Source organism: Pseudomonas ulcerans, from assembly GCF_036324125.1.
Lineage (GTDB): Bacteria > Pseudomonadota > Gammaproteobacteria > Pseudomonadales > Pseudomonadaceae > Aquipseudomonas > Aquipseudomonas ulcerans.
The window spans coordinates 15,983-32,190 of the sequence record NZ_JAZDQN010000036.1; the positions used below are offsets into that span (position 1 = coordinate 15,983).

The 16,208-nt window shown below is 67.8% G+C and carries 11 protein-coding genes and 2 pseudogenes; 4 read left to right on the forward strand and 9 right to left on the reverse strand.

Going from position 1 to position 16,208, the window contains the following annotated elements:
- Position 1: 1 nt before the first annotated feature.
- From V0R59_RS32055 to V0R59_RS32065, 4 genes and pseudogenes are all read left to right on the forward strand, one after another.
- Positions 2 to 268, forward strand: a pseudogene (locus V0R59_RS32055) (methyl-accepting chemotaxis protein); the annotation flags it as partial.
- 373 nt (positions 269 to 641) lie between these two features.
- Complete coding sequence (locus tag V0R59_RS24480) at positions 642 to 3,167, forward strand: EAL domain-containing protein (RefSeq protein WP_330077238.1); 2,526 nt, start codon at positions 642 to 644, stop codon at positions 3,165 to 3,167.
- Between the two features lie 54 nt (positions 3,168 to 3,221).
- Positions 3,222 to 3,998 (forward strand): annotated as a pseudogene (locus V0R59_RS32060) (PAS domain-containing protein); the annotation flags it as partial.
- A gap of 135 nt (positions 3,999 to 4,133) precedes the next feature.
- Entirely contained in the window at positions 4,134 to 4,544 is a 411-nt protein-coding gene (locus tag V0R59_RS32065; RefSeq protein ID WP_375547409.1) for a methyl-accepting chemotaxis protein, read from the forward strand.
- 10 nt (positions 4,545 to 4,554) lie between these two features.
- Here V0R59_RS32065 and V0R59_RS24490 read toward each other — a convergent pair whose 3' ends face one another.
- Genes V0R59_RS24490 through V0R59_RS24530 form a run of 9 tightly spaced genes read right to left on the reverse strand, consistent with a single transcriptional unit; the run spans position 4,555 to position 15,992 of the window.
- Positions 4,555 to 5,769: a dipeptidase gene (locus V0R59_RS24490; protein WP_330077236.1), complete on the reverse strand. Its 1,215-nt coding sequence runs from the start codon at positions 5,767 to 5,769 to the stop codon at positions 4,555 to 4,557.
- 49 nt (positions 5,770 to 5,818) lie between these two features.
- Positions 5,819 to 8,101, reverse strand: coding sequence for a TonB-dependent receptor (locus V0R59_RS24495; protein ID WP_330077235.1), 2,283 nt, complete (start codon positions 8,099 to 8,101; stop codon positions 5,819 to 5,821).
- 26 nt (positions 8,102 to 8,127) lie between these two features.
- On the reverse strand, positions 8,128 to 9,162 hold the full coding sequence (locus V0R59_RS24500) for an ABC transporter substrate-binding protein (RefSeq protein ID WP_330077234.1): 1,035 nt from the start codon (positions 9,160 to 9,162) through the stop codon (positions 8,128 to 8,130).
- A gap of 27 nt (positions 9,163 to 9,189) precedes the next feature.
- The gene (metC, locus tag V0R59_RS24505; RefSeq protein WP_330077233.1) at positions 9,190 to 10,374 is read right to left on the reverse strand and encodes a cystathionine beta-lyase; all 1,185 of its coding nucleotides are present in this window, start codon (positions 10,372 to 10,374) and stop codon (positions 9,190 to 9,192) included.
- Positions 10,362 to 11,048, reverse strand: a complete 687-nt coding sequence (locus V0R59_RS24510) for an ABC transporter permease subunit (protein WP_330077232.1) — start codon at positions 11,046 to 11,048, stop codon at positions 10,362 to 10,364. The genes metC and V0R59_RS24510 overlap by 13 nt, the downstream gene beginning before the upstream one ends.
- Positions 11,038 to 11,790: an amino acid ABC transporter permease gene (locus V0R59_RS24515; protein ID WP_330077231.1), complete on the reverse strand. Its 753-nt coding sequence runs from the start codon at positions 11,788 to 11,790 to the stop codon at positions 11,038 to 11,040. Before V0R59_RS24515 ends, V0R59_RS24510 begins: the two co-directional genes overlap by 11 nt.
- Positions 11,783 to 12,610: a transporter substrate-binding domain-containing protein gene (locus tag V0R59_RS24520; RefSeq protein WP_330077230.1), complete on the reverse strand. Its 828-nt coding sequence runs from the start codon at positions 12,608 to 12,610 to the stop codon at positions 11,783 to 11,785. Before V0R59_RS24520 ends, V0R59_RS24515 begins: the two co-directional genes overlap by 8 nt.
- Positions 12,607 to 13,281, reverse strand: a complete 675-nt coding sequence (locus V0R59_RS24525; RefSeq protein ID WP_330077229.1) for a class II aldolase/adducin family protein — start codon at positions 13,279 to 13,281, stop codon at positions 12,607 to 12,609. The genes V0R59_RS24520 and V0R59_RS24525 overlap by 4 nt, the downstream gene beginning before the upstream one ends.
- A gap of 26 nt (positions 13,282 to 13,307) precedes the next feature.
- Positions 13,308 to 15,992, reverse strand: a complete 2,685-nt coding sequence (locus V0R59_RS24530; RefSeq protein ID WP_330077228.1) for a TonB-dependent receptor — start codon at positions 15,990 to 15,992, stop codon at positions 13,308 to 13,310.
- Between the last annotated feature and the right edge of the window lie 216 nt (positions 15,993 to 16,208).

Here is a 16,208-nt window from a genome sequence, read left to right on the forward strand (position 1 = left end):
CGTGCGCGACATCAGCGACGAACGCAGCGCCCAGGCCAGCCATGAACAGATGCTCTCGCAGAACCAGACCACCTACGCGCAGATCGCCACGGTGGTGGGGGTGATCAAGAGCATCGCCGAGCAGACCAACCTGCTGGCGCTGAATGCCGCCATCGAGGCGGCGCGGGCCGGGGAAGTGGGGCGCGGGTTCTCGGTGGTGGCCGAGGAAGTGAAGAAGCTTGCCGACAGTACCCGGCAGGCGACCCAGCAGATCCAGTCGATGCTGCAGGACCGCTGATCCGCAGAGCGACGCGGACTTGTGAGTCCGCGTCGATAACAGAGACTTTAATTATTTGTGCGCCATGTAATTTTCAAAAGATAGCTATCTATCTTTCCAGTAGCACATATAAAAGTCTGTTTATTGATGTGCGTCATCCTTTCTCCGGATATTTAATTATTTCTCTGTTTTTTCAATTGTTTGAAGAAATAGCGAAAGAATCACCCGTCAATAATGGCTACGCGCCATTATTGAGCGTAAGCTAGCGCCCGCACCCATCCGGTGCCTCCCGATCATTGAAACCAGGCCCCTGCCGCAATTACCCATTGCAACGGCGCGGCTTGCGTTCGCCACTGTCAACCTGCGCTTTTTCCGGATTGAGTTGATGCCCATTACCCAGAACCTGTCTGATCTTTTCGTTCAAACCCTGGAACAAGCCATCGATAGTGTGGTTGTCATCGACAGCCATAATCAGGTGGTGCTGTTCAATGCCGCTGCGGAAAAGTTGTGGGGATTCGATCGCGAAGAAGTGCTGGGCAGGAATGTCAGCATGCTGGTGCCGGAAACCATTCGTGGCCGGCATGACGGTTATGTCGATGCCAATCGCCGCACCGGCCTCAACAAGATCGTCGGCACCACCCGCGACGTGCCGATCCACAAGAAGGACGGCACCCAGCGCTGGGGCTCGATGTCGATCTCGCGGGTGGAAACCGGCGGGCAGATCCTCTACACCGCCTTCCTCAAGGACGTCACCGAGCAACGCCGCGAGCGCAAGCGCGCCAAGCTGCTGGCGCTGGTCGCCGACCAGACCGACAACGCCATCTTCATCACCGACGGCGCCGGCAAGGTGGTCTACGTCAACAAGGGCTTCGAGAACCTGTTCGGCTACAGCCTGGACGAGATCGAGCGCTGCCTGCCGGCGGGGTTGCTGGTGCCGAACCTGCCGCTGGAACGCATGGCCGAGTTGCGTCGCGGCCTGAGCGGCGGGCGATCGTTCCGCCTCGAAGAGCTGTTGCAGGTAAAAGGCGGCGAGCGGATCTGGTGCAACGTCGCGATCAACCCGGTGTTCGGCGCCAATGGCGAGCTGGCGCAGACGGTGACGGTGCTCACCGACATCACCGCCTCGAAGATCCACCAGGTCCTGCAGCACTGCATCCTCGACGCCATGGTCCGGGAGATGCCGCTGGAATCGGTGATGGACCTGCTGTGCAAGGAAATCGAGCGCATGTCCCCGGAGCTGCGTGCGGCGGTGATCCAGATCGGCGCGGACGGCACCCTGCACCCGCTGGCAGCGCCCGGGTTTTCCGAGCGCTATGGCGAGATGCTCGAAGGCCGCTCGATCCGCGACTGCGTCGGCGCGTCCAGCGTGGCCGCCTGCCGCGGCGAGATGGTCTACGCCAGCGACATCGGCAGCGATCCGCACTGGGCCAGCATTCGCGAAGAAGGCCTGGAGCTGGGCATCCGCAGCGTCTGGGCGATCCCGATCAAGGACTCCAAGGGCGTGCCCATCGGCGTGCTGTCCTTCTACTACGACGACCACCGCGCGCCGTCGACCCTGCAACAGCAGATCGTCGAAGTGATCACCCCCTTGTGCGCCCTGGCCATGGAACGCGAGGTCAACCGCGAGAGCATCCGCCAGCTGGCCTTCTACGACAGCCTGACGCGCCTGCCCAACCGCAGCCTGCTGCACGCCAAGGCCGACCACGCGCTGATCGAGGCGCGGCGCACCAGGTCGGCGCTGGCGGTGCTGTTCATCGACCTCGACCGTTTCAAGCAGATCAACGATTCCCTCGGCCATCCGGCCGGTGACGAACTGCTCAAGCTGATCGCCCAGCGCCTTAGCGACAGCGCCGATATCGTCGGGCGCCTGTCCGGCGACGAGTTCGTGGTGGTGTTGCCGGAGTGTGACAGCCAGCGGGTCAACGATGCCATCGAGGAGATCCGCCAGGCGATTTCCCAGCCGTGCCAGATCGCCGGCTCGTGTTTCTCGCCGTCGGCCAGCATCGGAGTCAGCCTCTACCCGCGGGACGGTCACGACATGAGCACGCTGATCCACCGCGCCGACATGGCCATGTACCAGGCCAAGCATTCCGGACGCGGGCGTTTCAGCTTCTTCAGCCACGAACTGAACGAACTGGCCCAGGAGCGCCAGGCCCTGGAAAGCGCCTTGCGCGAAGCCATCGAGCAGGGTTCGCTGCAGTTGCACTACCAGCCCCAGGTAAACATCGACGATGGCCAGGTGTACGGCGTCGAGGCCCTGGCGCGCTGGACCCACGCGGATTTCGGCGTGGTCTCGCCGGCGCGCTTCATTCCGCTTGCCGAAGAGTGTGGCCTGATCACCGAGCTGGGCCACTGGGCGGTGCGCGAAGCCTGCCGGCAACTGGCGGAGTGGCGGGGCAAGGGCCTGAGCATTCCGTCGGTGTCGGTGAACCTGTCGCCGAGCAACTTCCACAACCTGGACCTCGCCGGGATGATCAGCGACGTGCTCGACCAGCACGGCCTGGAAGCCCGCGACCTGACCATCGAACTGACCGAAAACCTGCTGCTGGACACCAACCCCGGGACCATCAAGGTGCTGCACGACCTCAACTCCCAGGGCATCAAGCTGGCCATGGACGATTTCGGTACCGGTTATTCGAGCTTGAGTTATCTGCGCAAGCTGCCGATACAGGAGTTGAAGCTGGACCGCAGTTTCATTCTTGACCTGGAAGCGGACGAAACCAGCCGCGCCCTGAGCGATGCCGTGATGCGCATTGGCGACAGCCTGCGCCTCAAGGTGGTGGCCGAAGGTGTCGAGGAGCAGGGTCAGTTCCGCATTCTGAAGGACCAGGGCTATCACGTGGCCCAGGGCTATCTCCTGTCCAAGCCGTTGGCGCCGCAGGAGCTGGAAGCCTGGATGATGAAGTATTGACGCATTGTTCGGGCAAGCTGCCTGTCGATTTTCCTATTCCTGGAGGATTCCCCCATGTTCCCCGCATACCGGCGGCTCAAGAAGGCGCTTGAAGAAGCAGAGGACCGGCTGTCGTCGCTCGAACAGGTGAAGCAGAGCCTGGACGACGAAATGCTGGTGCTGAAGCTGACGTCCCAGGGCGAGATCACCTCGGCCAACGGCAATTTCCTCGCTGAACTGCAATATTCCGCAGGGGCCGTGGAGCGCAAGTTGCTCTTCGGCCTGGTGCCGGACTACGCCCAGGACACTAATCACTTCAAGCTGATGAAGCGCGCGATCCAGGGCGGCGAGCACTGGGCCGGGGCCTTGCAGCTCAAGCGCGGCAACGGCCAGGAGGCCTGGCTGCGGGCGATCGTGCAGCCGATCCGCGACAAGCACGGCCAGGTAACCTATGTGTCGCTGTACGCCAACGACCTGACCCGCACCATCGAAACCTCGCGCGAGCGGGAAAACCTGATCGAGGCCCTGCAACGCTCCACGGCGGTGGTCGAGTTCGACCTGCAGGGCAACGTGCTGAATGCCAACGAGCGCTTCCTGCAGGCCATGGGCTACAGCCTCGCGGACCTCAAGGGCAAGCATCACCGGGTATTCTGCGAGACGGCGGAACACACCTCGCCCCAGTACGAGCGGTTCTGGGACAAGCTGCGCCGTGGCGAATTCATCGCCGACCGCTTCAAGCGCATCGACAGCCATGGCCGGGTGGTCTGGCTGGAAGCCACCTACAACCCGATCTCCGATGCCCATGGGCGGCTGTACAAGATCGTCAAGTTCGCCACGGTGATCACCGACCAGGTCAACCGCGAGATCGCCGTGTCCCACGCGGCCGAGATCGCCTTCACCACCTCGCAGCACACCGATGACAGTGCGCGGCGTGGCAGCGTGGTGATCCAGGAAACCGTGGACGTGATCCAGGGCCTGGCGGTGCAGATGGCAGCGGCGGTGGAGGGCATCGCTGCGCTGGACAAGCAGTCGCAGCTGGTGGGCAGCATCGTCAAGAGCATCGGCGGCATTGCCGACCAGACCAACCTGCTGGCGCTCAACGCGGCCATCGAGGCGGCGCGGGCCGGCGAGCAGGGGCGTGGCTTTGCGGTGGTCGCCGATGAGGTGCGCCTGCTGGCCTCGCGCACGACCAAGGCCACCGAGGAAATCGTCGACGTGGTGACCCAGAACCAGAAGCTCGCCGAGGAAGCCGTGCGCATCATCGAGCAGGGCAAGCAGCACGCCGAGCAGGGCCTGGAGCTGTCGGCACAGGCCGGCAGCGTGATCGTGGAAATCCAGGACGGGGCGAAGAAGGTGGTCAACGCGGTGGGGCAGTTCACCAACCAGCTGTCCAGCTGAGGCCAGCCTGTCAGCCGGGGTTGCCAGGGCGTGCGCCATCCTGCGCCGCCTGCAACGCCCGCAGCAGGTTCCCACCCCAGATCGCGGCCAGGTCCTCTTCGCTGTAGCCGGCGTCCAGCAGGCGCTGGCTGACCTTCGGCAGCTGACTGACATCCTCCAGCCCGGTCACGCCGCCACCGCCATCCCAGTCCGCACCGATGCCCACGTGCCGGGGCCCGACCACATCCAGTACATGCAGCAGGTGTTTCATGAACACGTCGAGGTCGGCCCGTGGCTGCGGGTAGCGACGGTCGATCGCTGCACGTTCGGCGAACAGCTCCCGCGCCTGTTCCGGGCCCAGCGCGGCGATATTGCGAAAGCGTGCGCCGAATGCCGCAAGCGCCTTGTTGCGCTCGGGATTGGGGGTCAAGGGGATCAGGTAGTCGCTGTAGGCGGTGACCTGCACCACGCCGCCCCTGGCGGCCAGCTGGCGCAGGCGCTGGTCGTCGAGGTTGCGCGGATGGGCATTGACCGCACGGCTGCTGGAGTGCGACGCGACGATCGGCGCACTGGACAGCGCCAGCACCTGGTCGAACACCCGGTCCGAGGCATGCGACACGTCCAGCAGGATGCCCAGCCGGTTGGCCTCGCGCACCAGGGCCCGGCCCTTGTCGTTCAGGCCCTGCCACTCCGGCAGGGCTGTGGCCGAGTCGGCGAAGCTGTTGCTGGCGAAATGCACCAGGCCGAGCATGCTCAGGCCCTGGCGCTGGTAGGTGCGCAGCAGCCCGGGGTCGGCGGCCAGCGGCTCGGCGTTTTCCATGCTGATGAATACCACCCGCTTGCCGCTGGCGGCGATGCGCCGGGCGTCGTCGGCGTTGCGGGCGAGGGCGAATTGCCCGGGCTGGCGGTCGATCATGTCGCGGATGCGCTGCAGGGTCGCCAGGCCGTAGGCGCTGGCCTGGGCCAGCCCGGCCTCGTCGCGCGGGCCCTGGGGCGTGTAGATGGCGAAGAAACCGCCGTCCAGGCCGCCCTCGCGCATCCGTGGCAGGTCCACCTGGCTGCCGTCGCTGTGGAAGTCGTGGCGCTGGTCGATGTCCCAGCCGGGGCGGGTCAGTTGCAGCGGCGTGTCGAGGTGGCTGTCGAGCACCAGCAGGCGCTGGTGCAAGGCCAGGGTCTGCGGGGTGACGTCGGCGTTGGCCTGGAGGCCGAGGCTGACCAGGGCAAGGCTCAGGAGTAGAGGTTTCATGAATGGGCTCCGCAGGTCGGGGCCGCGCCCGTCGGCGCGGCCGCAGGGGTCAGAAGTCGAGGCTGAGGGTGGTCTGGAAGGTGCGCGGCGAGCCGGGGCGGAACACCGCCGGGCCGCTGGTGCTGGTGAGGATGTAGCCCAGGTAGTGCTTGTCGAAGAGGTTGTCGACGTTGAAGCGCAGCTTGACGCTTTTCAGCCCGCCGCCGCCCCAGGCCTCGCCGCCCAGGTCGAGGTAGGCGTTGTACAGGGTGTAGCCGGGCACCTGCTCGGTATTGGTGAAGTTGCTGTAGCGCTCGCCGATGTAGCGCGCCGAGACGTTGACGATCGCCCACGGCGCAATCTCCCAGGTGACCCCGGTCTGGGCCAGCCAGCGCGGGCTGTCGGGCAGGTCGTTGCCGCTCAGGGCCAGGCCCGCGGCGTCGTCCTGGAACTGCGCGCGGTTGTAGGTCAGGGCGCCGTTGAACACCACCTGGCCGCCGAGGGCACGGGGTTTCCACTGCCCGCTCAGCTCGGTGCCGTAGGCCTGGGCCTTGCCGACGTTCTGGTAGAAGGTCTCCACCTGGCTGCTGCCTGGCACTGGTGACGCGAAGGCTTGCAGGCGGTTGTCGAAGTCGCTGCGGTACAGCGCCCAGGCGGCGTTGAAGGTCGGCCGGTTGAGGCGCCAGCCCAGCTCGTAGTTTTTCGCCCGTTCGGCTTCCGGTGCCGGCGCCTGTGGGCTGGCGGCACGGTAGATGTCATCGGCACCGCGGGGCAGGGCCATGTTCTCCGAGTACGAGGCGAACAACTGGGCACTGTCGGTGAGGTTGTAGACCACCCCGAGCTGCGGCAGGAAGCCGTCGCGCCAGGTGGTGGACAGTCGCGGGTCGCGCCCGGCGATGTAGTCCCCGGCGTTGCGCTGGCCTTCGATGCGGTAGTCCAGTTGCAGGCTCTTGAAACCGTATTGCACCAGCAGGCGATCGTCGAGCAGCGCCCAGGTGTCCTTCAGGTGCAGTTGCAGCGAGTCGCGGGTGGAGGTGAAGTCGCCTTGCCGGTGCACCGGCTCGTTCAGCAACGGCTCGCCCGCCGGGCTGCCGTCGCTGAGGTTGTAGCGCGCCTGCAGGCGGTTGAACACGTCCTTCTCGGCCCATATGCCGGCTTCCAGGCGGTGGTTGCCGATGTCCCATTGCAGGCCGGTGCGGCCGCCGTAGCGATGCCCGCTCAGGGCCGACAGGCCGTACTGCACGCCCTTGGGATCGAACAGGCCGGGCACGTTGGCCTCGGCGTTGTGCAGCGCCAGCGAGGTGGCGTAGGCCTCCGGCGACACGCCGTAGCCGCGCTTGCCCTCGTAGTAGAGCGTGGCGTACTGGCTGAGGCTGTCACTCAGGCGGAACTGGCCGCCGAGGCTGTAGAGGGTGTCGCGGCGCTGGTTGATCGCCTGCTTGTAGTACTGGTTGTAGCCGCTGTTGCTGTACTGCACCCCCGGCACGGTTTCCGGCAGGTCGGGCAGGTAGTCGAGGTAGGGGAAGTCGCGTCCGGATCGGCCAAAGGCATCGTTGGCGGTGCCGTGGTACTGGGCCAGGCTGACGTAGGGCGAGTCGAAGTCATGGAAGGCGTTGTGCACCGCCCGCAACCACAGGCTGTTGCCCTCGCCGAAGCGGTAGCGGACCTTGGCCTCCAGGTGCTCGCGGTCGATGGTGCCGGGGCCGCGCCACAGGTCGCCGTCGATCTTCGAGCGGCTGACGTAGGCCGACAGCCCTTGGTACTCGCCGGTTTCCACGCGCAGGAAGCTGCGCCGCAGGCTGTCGCTGCCCAGGGTGTAGGACAGGCTGGCGCCGGGCTCGCGGGCCGGGTCGCTGGTCTGGTAGTCGACATAGGGACCGAGGGAGGCATAGCCGGACTGGGTGACGTCGCCGGCGCCGGTGGAGGCGGTGACCCGCTGGGTGTTCTCGTTGTCGACGTAGCGATAGATCGGGCTGCCGCCGAACTGGTCGCTGCGGCCCAGCGGCACGCCGTCGATGGAGAAACCGATCTGTTGCAGGTTGAAGGCACGGACGAACACCGAGTTGCCGAACTCGTACAGGCCGAGGGCGTCGTTGACCTGAACGTTGAAGCCGGGCAGGGCTTCGAGCATCTTCAGCCCGGAGGTGCCGGCCGGCGCCGATAGCAGCGCCTCGTGGGAGATGGCCAGGGTGTTGCTGATGCGGTCTTCGCCGATGGCGGCGCTGGCTTCGGTAACACGGGCGCCGACTACCTGGACCTTGTCCAGGGTCGGCTCGTCGGCAAAGGCCGGTGCGGCGAGCAGGCCGCCGAACAGCAGGCCGGGCAGGTGCTTGCGGGAAAAACTGGGGTTCATGAGCGATCCTTGGCGAGTCAAGTCCATCACAGCCCGGCGAGGGCCTGGGCGAGGTAGTCGGGGGCGGCCCAGGCCTGCAGGTCGAAGTCCTGCTGCAGGTAGCCGTGTTTCACCAGGAACTGCTTCTTCAGCTCCAGCGCGGCGAGGTTGCGCGGCGCCAGGCTGGGGACCAGTTCGCGGCCACGCAGGCTGTCGGCGATGAAGTCGGCCCCCGGCAGGAAGGTGACCCGGGTCAGCAGCGTGGCCGCCGCCTCGGGGAACTGCTCGATCCAGCGCCCGGCGCGGATCGCTGCACGGAGGAAGGCCACCACCACCTCGGGATTGGACTCGGCGAAGGCCCGGTCGACGGTGGTGACGTAGGGGCCGTTCTGGTTCTTCAGGGTCCAGTCCGGGTGGCGCTCCAGGTCCTCGATCACGGTGAAGCGTCCACTGGCGAGGAGTTTCGGCACGTGCCCGTAGCTCACGTGCAGGGCGTCCACCCGGCCATCGAGCAAGGCCTGCAGCTCGGCGCCGGGGCCGCTGTGCAGGTTGCGCAGTTGCGCCCACAGCGCGGCCGGGCGGCGGGCCGGTTGCAGGTCGTGGGGGTCGCCTTCGTCCTCGATCGGCACCAGGCGCACCTGGCCCGCCTGCAGGCCGGCCAGTTCCAGGGCACTGGCGATACCCTGCTCGGCCACCACCTTGAGCACGTCGATGCGCTGGCTGTTGCGGCTCACCGGTACGCCGATGCGCTTGCCGAACAGGTCGGCGACCTGGCGGATGCGCCCGTCGGCGCGTACCAGGATCTGCCCGGCGCGCTGCGTCGCGGTGGTTGCCAGCAGCAGGGTGTCGGCCTGGTCGGCTCGCGCCCACAGCGCCGGGGTGGCGCCGCCGTCGCGGATCAGGCCGGGCTGGCCATGGTTGAAATGGCTCAGCCAGCCCTGGTTGTCGGGCAGCGAGCGCAGGTAGCGCGGCGTGGCGCCGACGCGCTCGAATTCCTCGTCGAGCCAGCCCAGTTCCACGGCCAGGTTGGAGGCCACCAGCAGCGGGCAGATGCTGTAGAAGGTCGTCAGGGGTTCACTCATCAGGGTTCTCCATGCTCAGGTTGGGTATCAGGTACGTAGCCGGGCAAAGCCGCGGTCGAGGTCGGCGATCAGGTCCTCGACCGCTTCCAGGCCGACATGCAGGCGCAGCAGCGGGCCGTCCGGCAGCGCGCCGGGGAAACGGCGGCGGCCATGGGCGATGCGGATCAGGCTTTCGAAGCCGCCCCAGCTGGCGCCCTGGGCGAACAGCTGGAGGCCATCGAGGAAGGCGTGCAGGGCGGCTTCCGGCACCGGGCGCAGGACCACGCCGAACAGCCCGGAGGCGCCGAGGAAGTCGCGCTGGAACAGGGCGTGGCCGGGGCAGTCGGGCAGCGCCGGGTGCAGCACCTTCAGCACTTCCGGGCGCGCGGTGAGCCAGCGCGCCACGGCCAGGGCCGAGCGCTGGTGCTGGCGCAGGCGCACGCCAAGGGTGCGCAGGCCACGCAGGCCGAGCCAGGCGTCGTCGCTGCCGGCGATGTAGCCGAGCAGGCGCACCCGCTCGCGCACCTGGCTGTACAGCGCCTCGCTGGTGGTGATGACGCCGAGCATGGCGTCGCTGTGGCCGACCAGGTACTTGGTCGCGGCCTGGATCGACACGTCCACGCCATGCACGAAGGGCTTGAAGAACAGCGGCGTGGCCCAGGTGTTGTCCATCACCAGCAGGGCGCCGTGGGCGTGGGCGACCCGGGCCAGGGCCGGGATGTCCTGCACCTCGAAGGTGTTCGACCCCGGCGCCTCGGCGTAGACCAGGCGGGTCTCGGCGCGCATCAGCGCGGCGATGTCGCTGCCCAGCAGCGGCGGGAAGAATTCCACCTCCACGCCCGTCTCCGGCAGCACCCGCTCGAACAGCTGGCGGGCGTTGCCGTAGCAGTTGTCGGTGACCAGCACGTGGTCGCCGGCCTTGACCAGGGCCAGCACCGCCCCGGCGATGGCCGCCAGCCCGGAGGGCATCACCAGGCTGCGGAAGCCGCCCTCCAGGGCGGCCACCGCATCCTCGAAGGCGGCGGTGGTGGGGTTGCCGTTGCGCCCGTAGATATGCTCGCGCAGGTGCGGGTCGTCGGCCCGTTGCAGGTAGTCCGGCAGGGTCCGGGCGTTCGGCCAGACAAAGGTCGAGGCGCGGTACAGCGGTGTGTTCACCGTGCCGCCGTGGCTGGCCGGGTCGCGCCCGGCGTGGGTCAGGCGGGTGTCGTCGCGCCAGTCGTTCAATGGCTCCATCGCAGCTCCAGGTGGCGGGCCCAGCGGGCCAGCGGGTAGATGAAAACGAAGAAGGCGGCGAAGGCCAGGGCGTAGGCGGGCAGCAGCACGTCCGGGCGCAACTGGCCGGACAGGTGGCTTTGCAGCACGCTCATCAGTTCCTCGACCCCCAGCAGGCTGCCCAGCGAGGTGGACATGCACAGGGTGCAGAACAGGTTCATCCACGGCGGCAGCAGGCTGCGCAGCGACTGCGGCAGGATCACCCAGCGCAGCGCCTGGAGCCGTGACAGACCGAGGGCCTGGGCCGCTTCCCACTGCCCGGCCGGCACCGCCTGCAAGGCGCCGCGGAGCATTTCGGCGACATAGCCGCTGGCCGGCAGCGCCAGGCCGAGGGCGACCTTGAGCCAGTCGGCCAGCTGCAGCCAGTGCCCGGCCACCTGCACTTCGTAGGGCAGCAGGTAGGCGACGTAGAACATCACCACCAGCCACGGCAGGTTGCGCAGGCCACGGCCGAGGCGCCCGGCCAGGCGTGCCAGGGCCGCCGGGGCCAGCACCTGGGCGAAGCCGAGCAGGGCGCCGACCAGGGTGGCCACGGCCATCGCCAGCAAACCCATGGCGACGTTCAGGGCAAAACCGCGGCCCAGGGACGGCAGCCACTGCCACAGCAGCCAGGGCAGCGAGTCGTCAGCGAGCATCGGCGCCTCCGCGTCCGGGCAGGCGCAGGTGCGCTTCCAGGCGGCCGAGCAGCCAGGTGCAGGTGCCGATCAGCAGCAGCCAGGTAAGCAGCAGCACCTGCATCATTTCGCCGACGTTGAAACGGTCCGACCAGATGCGGTTGGCGGCGTAGAGCAGTTCCGGCGCGGCCACCGCGTAGGCCACCGAGGTTGCCTTGAGGGTCTGCACCAGGTTGTTGCCCAGGGCCGGCAGGCTGTTGCGCAGGGCCAGCGGCAGGAGGATATGGCGCCACAGCGGTACGCCGTGCAGGCCCAGGGCGGTTGCGCTTTCGCGCAGGCCCCGGGGCACCGCGTCGATACCGGCGCGCAGGGCTTCGACCTGGAAGGCGCCGCTGTACAGGGCGATGGCGATGATTGCCCAGCCGGTGCCGCCGAGCAGGCGCACCGGGCTGCCGTCGGCGCCGGTGGTCAGCGGCAGCAGGGCGCCGATGCCGAAGTAGAGAAAGAACAGTTGCACCAGCAACGGCGTGCTGCGCCACAGCGCCACGTAGCCGTTGACCAGCCCGCGCAGCCAGGGCCGGGCACTGTACTGGGCGGCTACGCCGAGGGCACCGATCAGCAATGAAATGGCACCACAGGCCAGTGCCATGCCCAGGGTGAGGCCCAGGCCTTCGAGCAGGCGGCTGCGGTCGATCGGGTCCCAGAGCACGCTGAGGACCAGGCCATGGCCTTCCAGCCAGGCTTGCAGTTGCCCGTCAGTCATGGGCGGCCACCGGGCGCAGGGCCCGCTGGTGCTGGGCGGCGAGCCAGGGGTTGGGCGCCAGGCCGTAGCGCTGTTCCAGGGCGATGACCAGGCCTTCGGCGTGCCAGCCCTCGACGATCTGCGACAGCGCAGCGAGCAGCGTCGGCTGCTCCTTGCGCAGGGCGATGCCCCAGGGCGCCGGGTCCTGCCCCGGCAGCTTGACCTCGTAGTCTTGCCAGCCCGGCGTGGCGGCCAGGGCCTGGTACAGCACGTCGTCGCCCAGGGCGCCGAGGCAGCGCTGGTCGGCCACCGCCTTGCGCACCTCGGCACTGCCGTTGAACGAGGCGAAATGCACCCCGTAGCGTTCCTCCAGGGGGCGCACCCAGACGCTGGTGGCCGGCGCGCAGAGGGTCTTGCCGCGCAACTGCTGCCAGTCCGTGAGCGGCGTGGCCTTGGGCGCGAACACGGTGGCGGCGGAGCTGTAGAAGCCGGGGCTGGCGAAGTCCACCTGCTGGCGCCGTGCCGGGGTATCGAGCATCGAGGTCACCAGCAGGTCGCAGCGGCCCTGTTGCAGGAACAGGATGCGGTTGACCGGGTTGACCTGCACCAGGCGCAGTTCCAGGTCCTTGCCGACGCGGGCGGAGAGCTGCTGGTGCAGGTCGCCGATCAGGTCGGGGATCAACCCGGCGGGACGGCCCTGCGGATCGAGGAAGCGGAACGGCGGGAACTCGTCGCCGCTGCACACGTTGAGCACGCCACGCGCCACCGCCCGTTCCAGCAATGGCTCGGCGCTGGCGCCGGCGCTGAGCAGCAGCGCCGCCAGGCACAGGATGCGCTTCATGGCGCCACCCAGCCCTGGCGCGACAAGGCTGCGGCGCCGGCCGGGAACGGCTGCGGCGTGCCCAACTGGGCGGCGAGCCAGGTCAGGTGGGCCGACTCTTCCAGGTTGATCAGCAGTCGGGTGGTGGCCAGCAGGTCGCGCTCGCTCCAGGCGAACGGGCCGTGGTTGGCCAGCAGCGCGGCAGGGGCGCGGGGGTGTTCACGCAGCGCGGCGACCACCGGTTCCGCCGAGTAGCGCGGGCCCCAGGCGGTGAGGGGAATTTCCTGGTCTTCGTCGAGCACGCCGAGCAGTTGGCTGGCATGCGGGCGCAGCGGCCGGCCGGCGATGGCGAAGGCGCTGAGGTACGGCGAATGGGTGTGGATCACCGAGCGTACCTGTGGCCGCTCGCGGTAGATCGCCACATGCAGCGCGGCGACTTCCCGCAGGTTCTCGGTGAGGCTGCCCTGGCTGCGTTGCAGGTCGAAGTCGAGCAGCGCCGCAGTGCCGGCGTCGGGGCCGTTGAGGGTGGCGATCAGCAGCTGCTCCTCGCCCGGCAGGCGCAGGCTGATATTGCCGGCCTGGTTGGCCGACAGCGCCTGGTGGTGCAGCAGCAACTGGCGGGCGCTGGCGAAGTCCTTTTCGAACTGCTGGACGATGAACAACGGATCGCGAGGATCGATCAGGGTGGTCATGGCGGTTTTCCTGTGCGGGTGGCGGATCAGAAGCGGTAGTTGGCCTTGAGGTAGTAGAAGGCGCCCTCGGCGCCGGCCGGCGAGATGCTCTGGTACTGCACGCGACCGCCGACGAAGCGGTTGGCGACGTCGATCTTGTCGGGGTAGCTGTCGAACAGGTTGTTGGCGCCGACGGTGAGGGTGAGGGTCGGATCGGCATCCCAGGACAGGCTGGCGTTGCTTACCCACTGGCTGGCGAAGGTCTGGTCGGACTGTGGTCCGGCGTTGGAGTCGAGGGTGTAGCGGCCATAGCGCAGGCTGGTGAAGTTGGCCGACCAGGGCCCCTGGCGCCAGTCGACGCCGAGCACCAGCTTGTTTTGCGGGCTGGCGCTCTGTACGTAGCTCAGCGCTTCGCGGTTGATCAGGACGATGCCGGTGCCGGCCAGCGGGCCGGGGTTGTCCTTGATGTCGGTGACCTGGGTCTTGCTCCAGTTGAAGCCGCCGCTGAAGGTCAGTTCGCCGACCTCGCTCAGGCCCAGGCGGTAGCGGCCGATCAGGTCCACGCCATGGGTGCGGGTGTCGAGGGCGTTGGTGAAGAAGCTCACCCCGGAATAGTTGCCGTAGCCCTGGCTGGCGAGGATCTGGCTGACCGTGGCGCCGCGCAGGGTTTCCGACAGGGCGATGCGGTCCTTGATGCGGATCTGGTAGGCGTCGAGGGTCAGGCTGGCATCGTCCACCGGCTGCCAGACCAGGCCCACCGAGAAGTTGGTGGATTTTTCCGGTTTCAGGTCACTGGCACCGAGGGCGCGGGCCACTGCGGTATCGACGCTGACGGTGCCGACCTGGTAGGCGGTGGGATCGCCGGCGACGAATTCGGTCTGGGTCGCCGACGTGCCGATCTGTCCCAGGGTTGGCGCGCGGTAGCCGCTGCTCAGGGTCGAGCGCAAGCCGAAGCGCTCGGTGAAGTCGTAGCGCAGCGAGAATTTGCCGGTGGTGGTGGTGCCGAAGTCGTCGTAATGCTCGCTGCGCGCCGCCACGCCCAGTTGCAGGGCGTCGGTCAGTTGCTGTTCGAGGCCCAGGTAGCCGCCGAAGACCTTGCGCGAATAGCTGCCTTCATCGCCTGGCTGGGTACCGGGAAACCCCTGGCCCCCCCCGGCGCGAGTCGGCAGCACGCTGCCCTGGACCCACGACGCGGTGTCGCCGGCGATCACCTCGTAGCCCTCGCGGCGCCAGGCCAGGCCGCTGGAAAACACCAGGGGACCGGCGCCGTAGCCCACGGCGAATTCCTTGACGTGGTCGAGACTCAGCTGCGCCTGGTCGTTGACCAGCGCGCCGGCGTCGAAGCTGCGCGGGCTGCCGGCGCCGAGGCTGGCGTTGATCGAGTCGCCGAGGTGGTAGTCGATGCGGTTGCGGCCATAGCTGGCGCTGAGGTCGAAGCGGCCGAGCAGGGCATCCTCGAACTTGATCCCGCTGGTGGCGGCGCCGTCGCGCGAGCGCACGTCGAGCAGCGGCAGGAAGCCGTCGGGGTAGACGCTGGTGATGTTGTTGGCGTCGATCGGCCGGCGGAACACGGCCTGGGACTCGGCGGTGCGGTCCTGGTAGGTGGCGAAGCCGTACAGCTCGGTGGTGTCGTCGAGGAAGGTGCCGGCGTTGACGCCGATCTTCCAGTCGCCCAGCCCGGGCGAGCCGTAGCGCCAGTGTCGGTCGGCCTCGGCTTCGCGGGCGTCGCCGGCCGGGTAGAACTGGCGCAGGTCGGCGCCGGCGGTGGAGGTGCGTTCGCTTTCCACGCCTTCGGCGCTGAAGGTCAGGTAGCCGTCGCCGGGCAGGCTGAAGCCTTTCCAGCCGGACAGCGAGCGGCTGAAACCGTCGCCCTTGGTGTATTGGCCGACGCTGGCCTGGGCTTCGCCGCCGTGGTCCTGGTCCTTGAGCACGATGTTGATCACCCCGGCGATGGCGTCGGAGCCGTATTGCGCCGAAGCGCCGTCGCGCAGCAGTTCGATATGGTCGATGGCCGACACCGGGATGGTCGCCAGGTCCACCGCCTGCGAGCCGCGGCCGAGGGTGGCCTTTGTGTTGACGAAAGCCGAGGCGTGGCGGCGCTTGCCGTTGACCAGCACCAGCACCTGGTCGGCGGCCAGCCCGCGCAGCAGCACCGGGCGCTGCGCGGAAACGCCATCGGTGCCGTTGATCTGCGGGTAGGTAACCGACGGCACGAGGTTTTCCAGGGCCCTGGCCAGGCTGTCCTGGCCGGTGCGGCGCAGTTCGTCGCTACCGATGATGTCCACCGGCGCGGCGCCTTGCAGGGCGCCGACATCGCTGCGCCGGGTGCCGATCACCTGCACCGCGCCGAGGCGTGGCGCGGCAGCCGGGGTCAGGGGCGCGCTGGCGGGGGTGGCATCGGCCTGGCGATGGATGCGCACCGCGCCGCTCGGCGTGCTGCTGTAGCCCAGGCCGCTGCCGCGCAGGGCGGTGTCCAGCGCCTGCTGGCGGGTGAGACGGCCGCGAATGGCCGGGCCGTGCAGGCCGATGACCTGCTCCTGGTCATAGGCGATGGCGTTGCCGCTGCGTTGCGAGATCGCCAGCAGCACGTCTTCGAGGCTGCCGGCGGGGATGTCGTAGTCGACCTGCTGTTGCTGGCTGGCCGGCAAGGTGGTCTCGGCCATGGCGCTGACGGGCAGGAGGTGCAGGGCCAGGGCGCAGGCCAGTGGGGTGAGGGTAAAGCGTCGGGACATGGAAGGCTCCGGATCGAGGCGGTGCGAACAGGTGTTGGCTGTTGTTTCCGACCTTGAGCGATGGAGCCCCGGGATTTTCAGTGGCGGGATTAGAACTTGTTGTTTGGAGGTTATAACCAGCTTTTTTTGCGTGTCTTTCAGCTATAAGCACGTAACCAATCGGTCTGTAGCACCACTGAAAAAACCGCCTGCCCGTTGCACAGCAAGAACAGATCC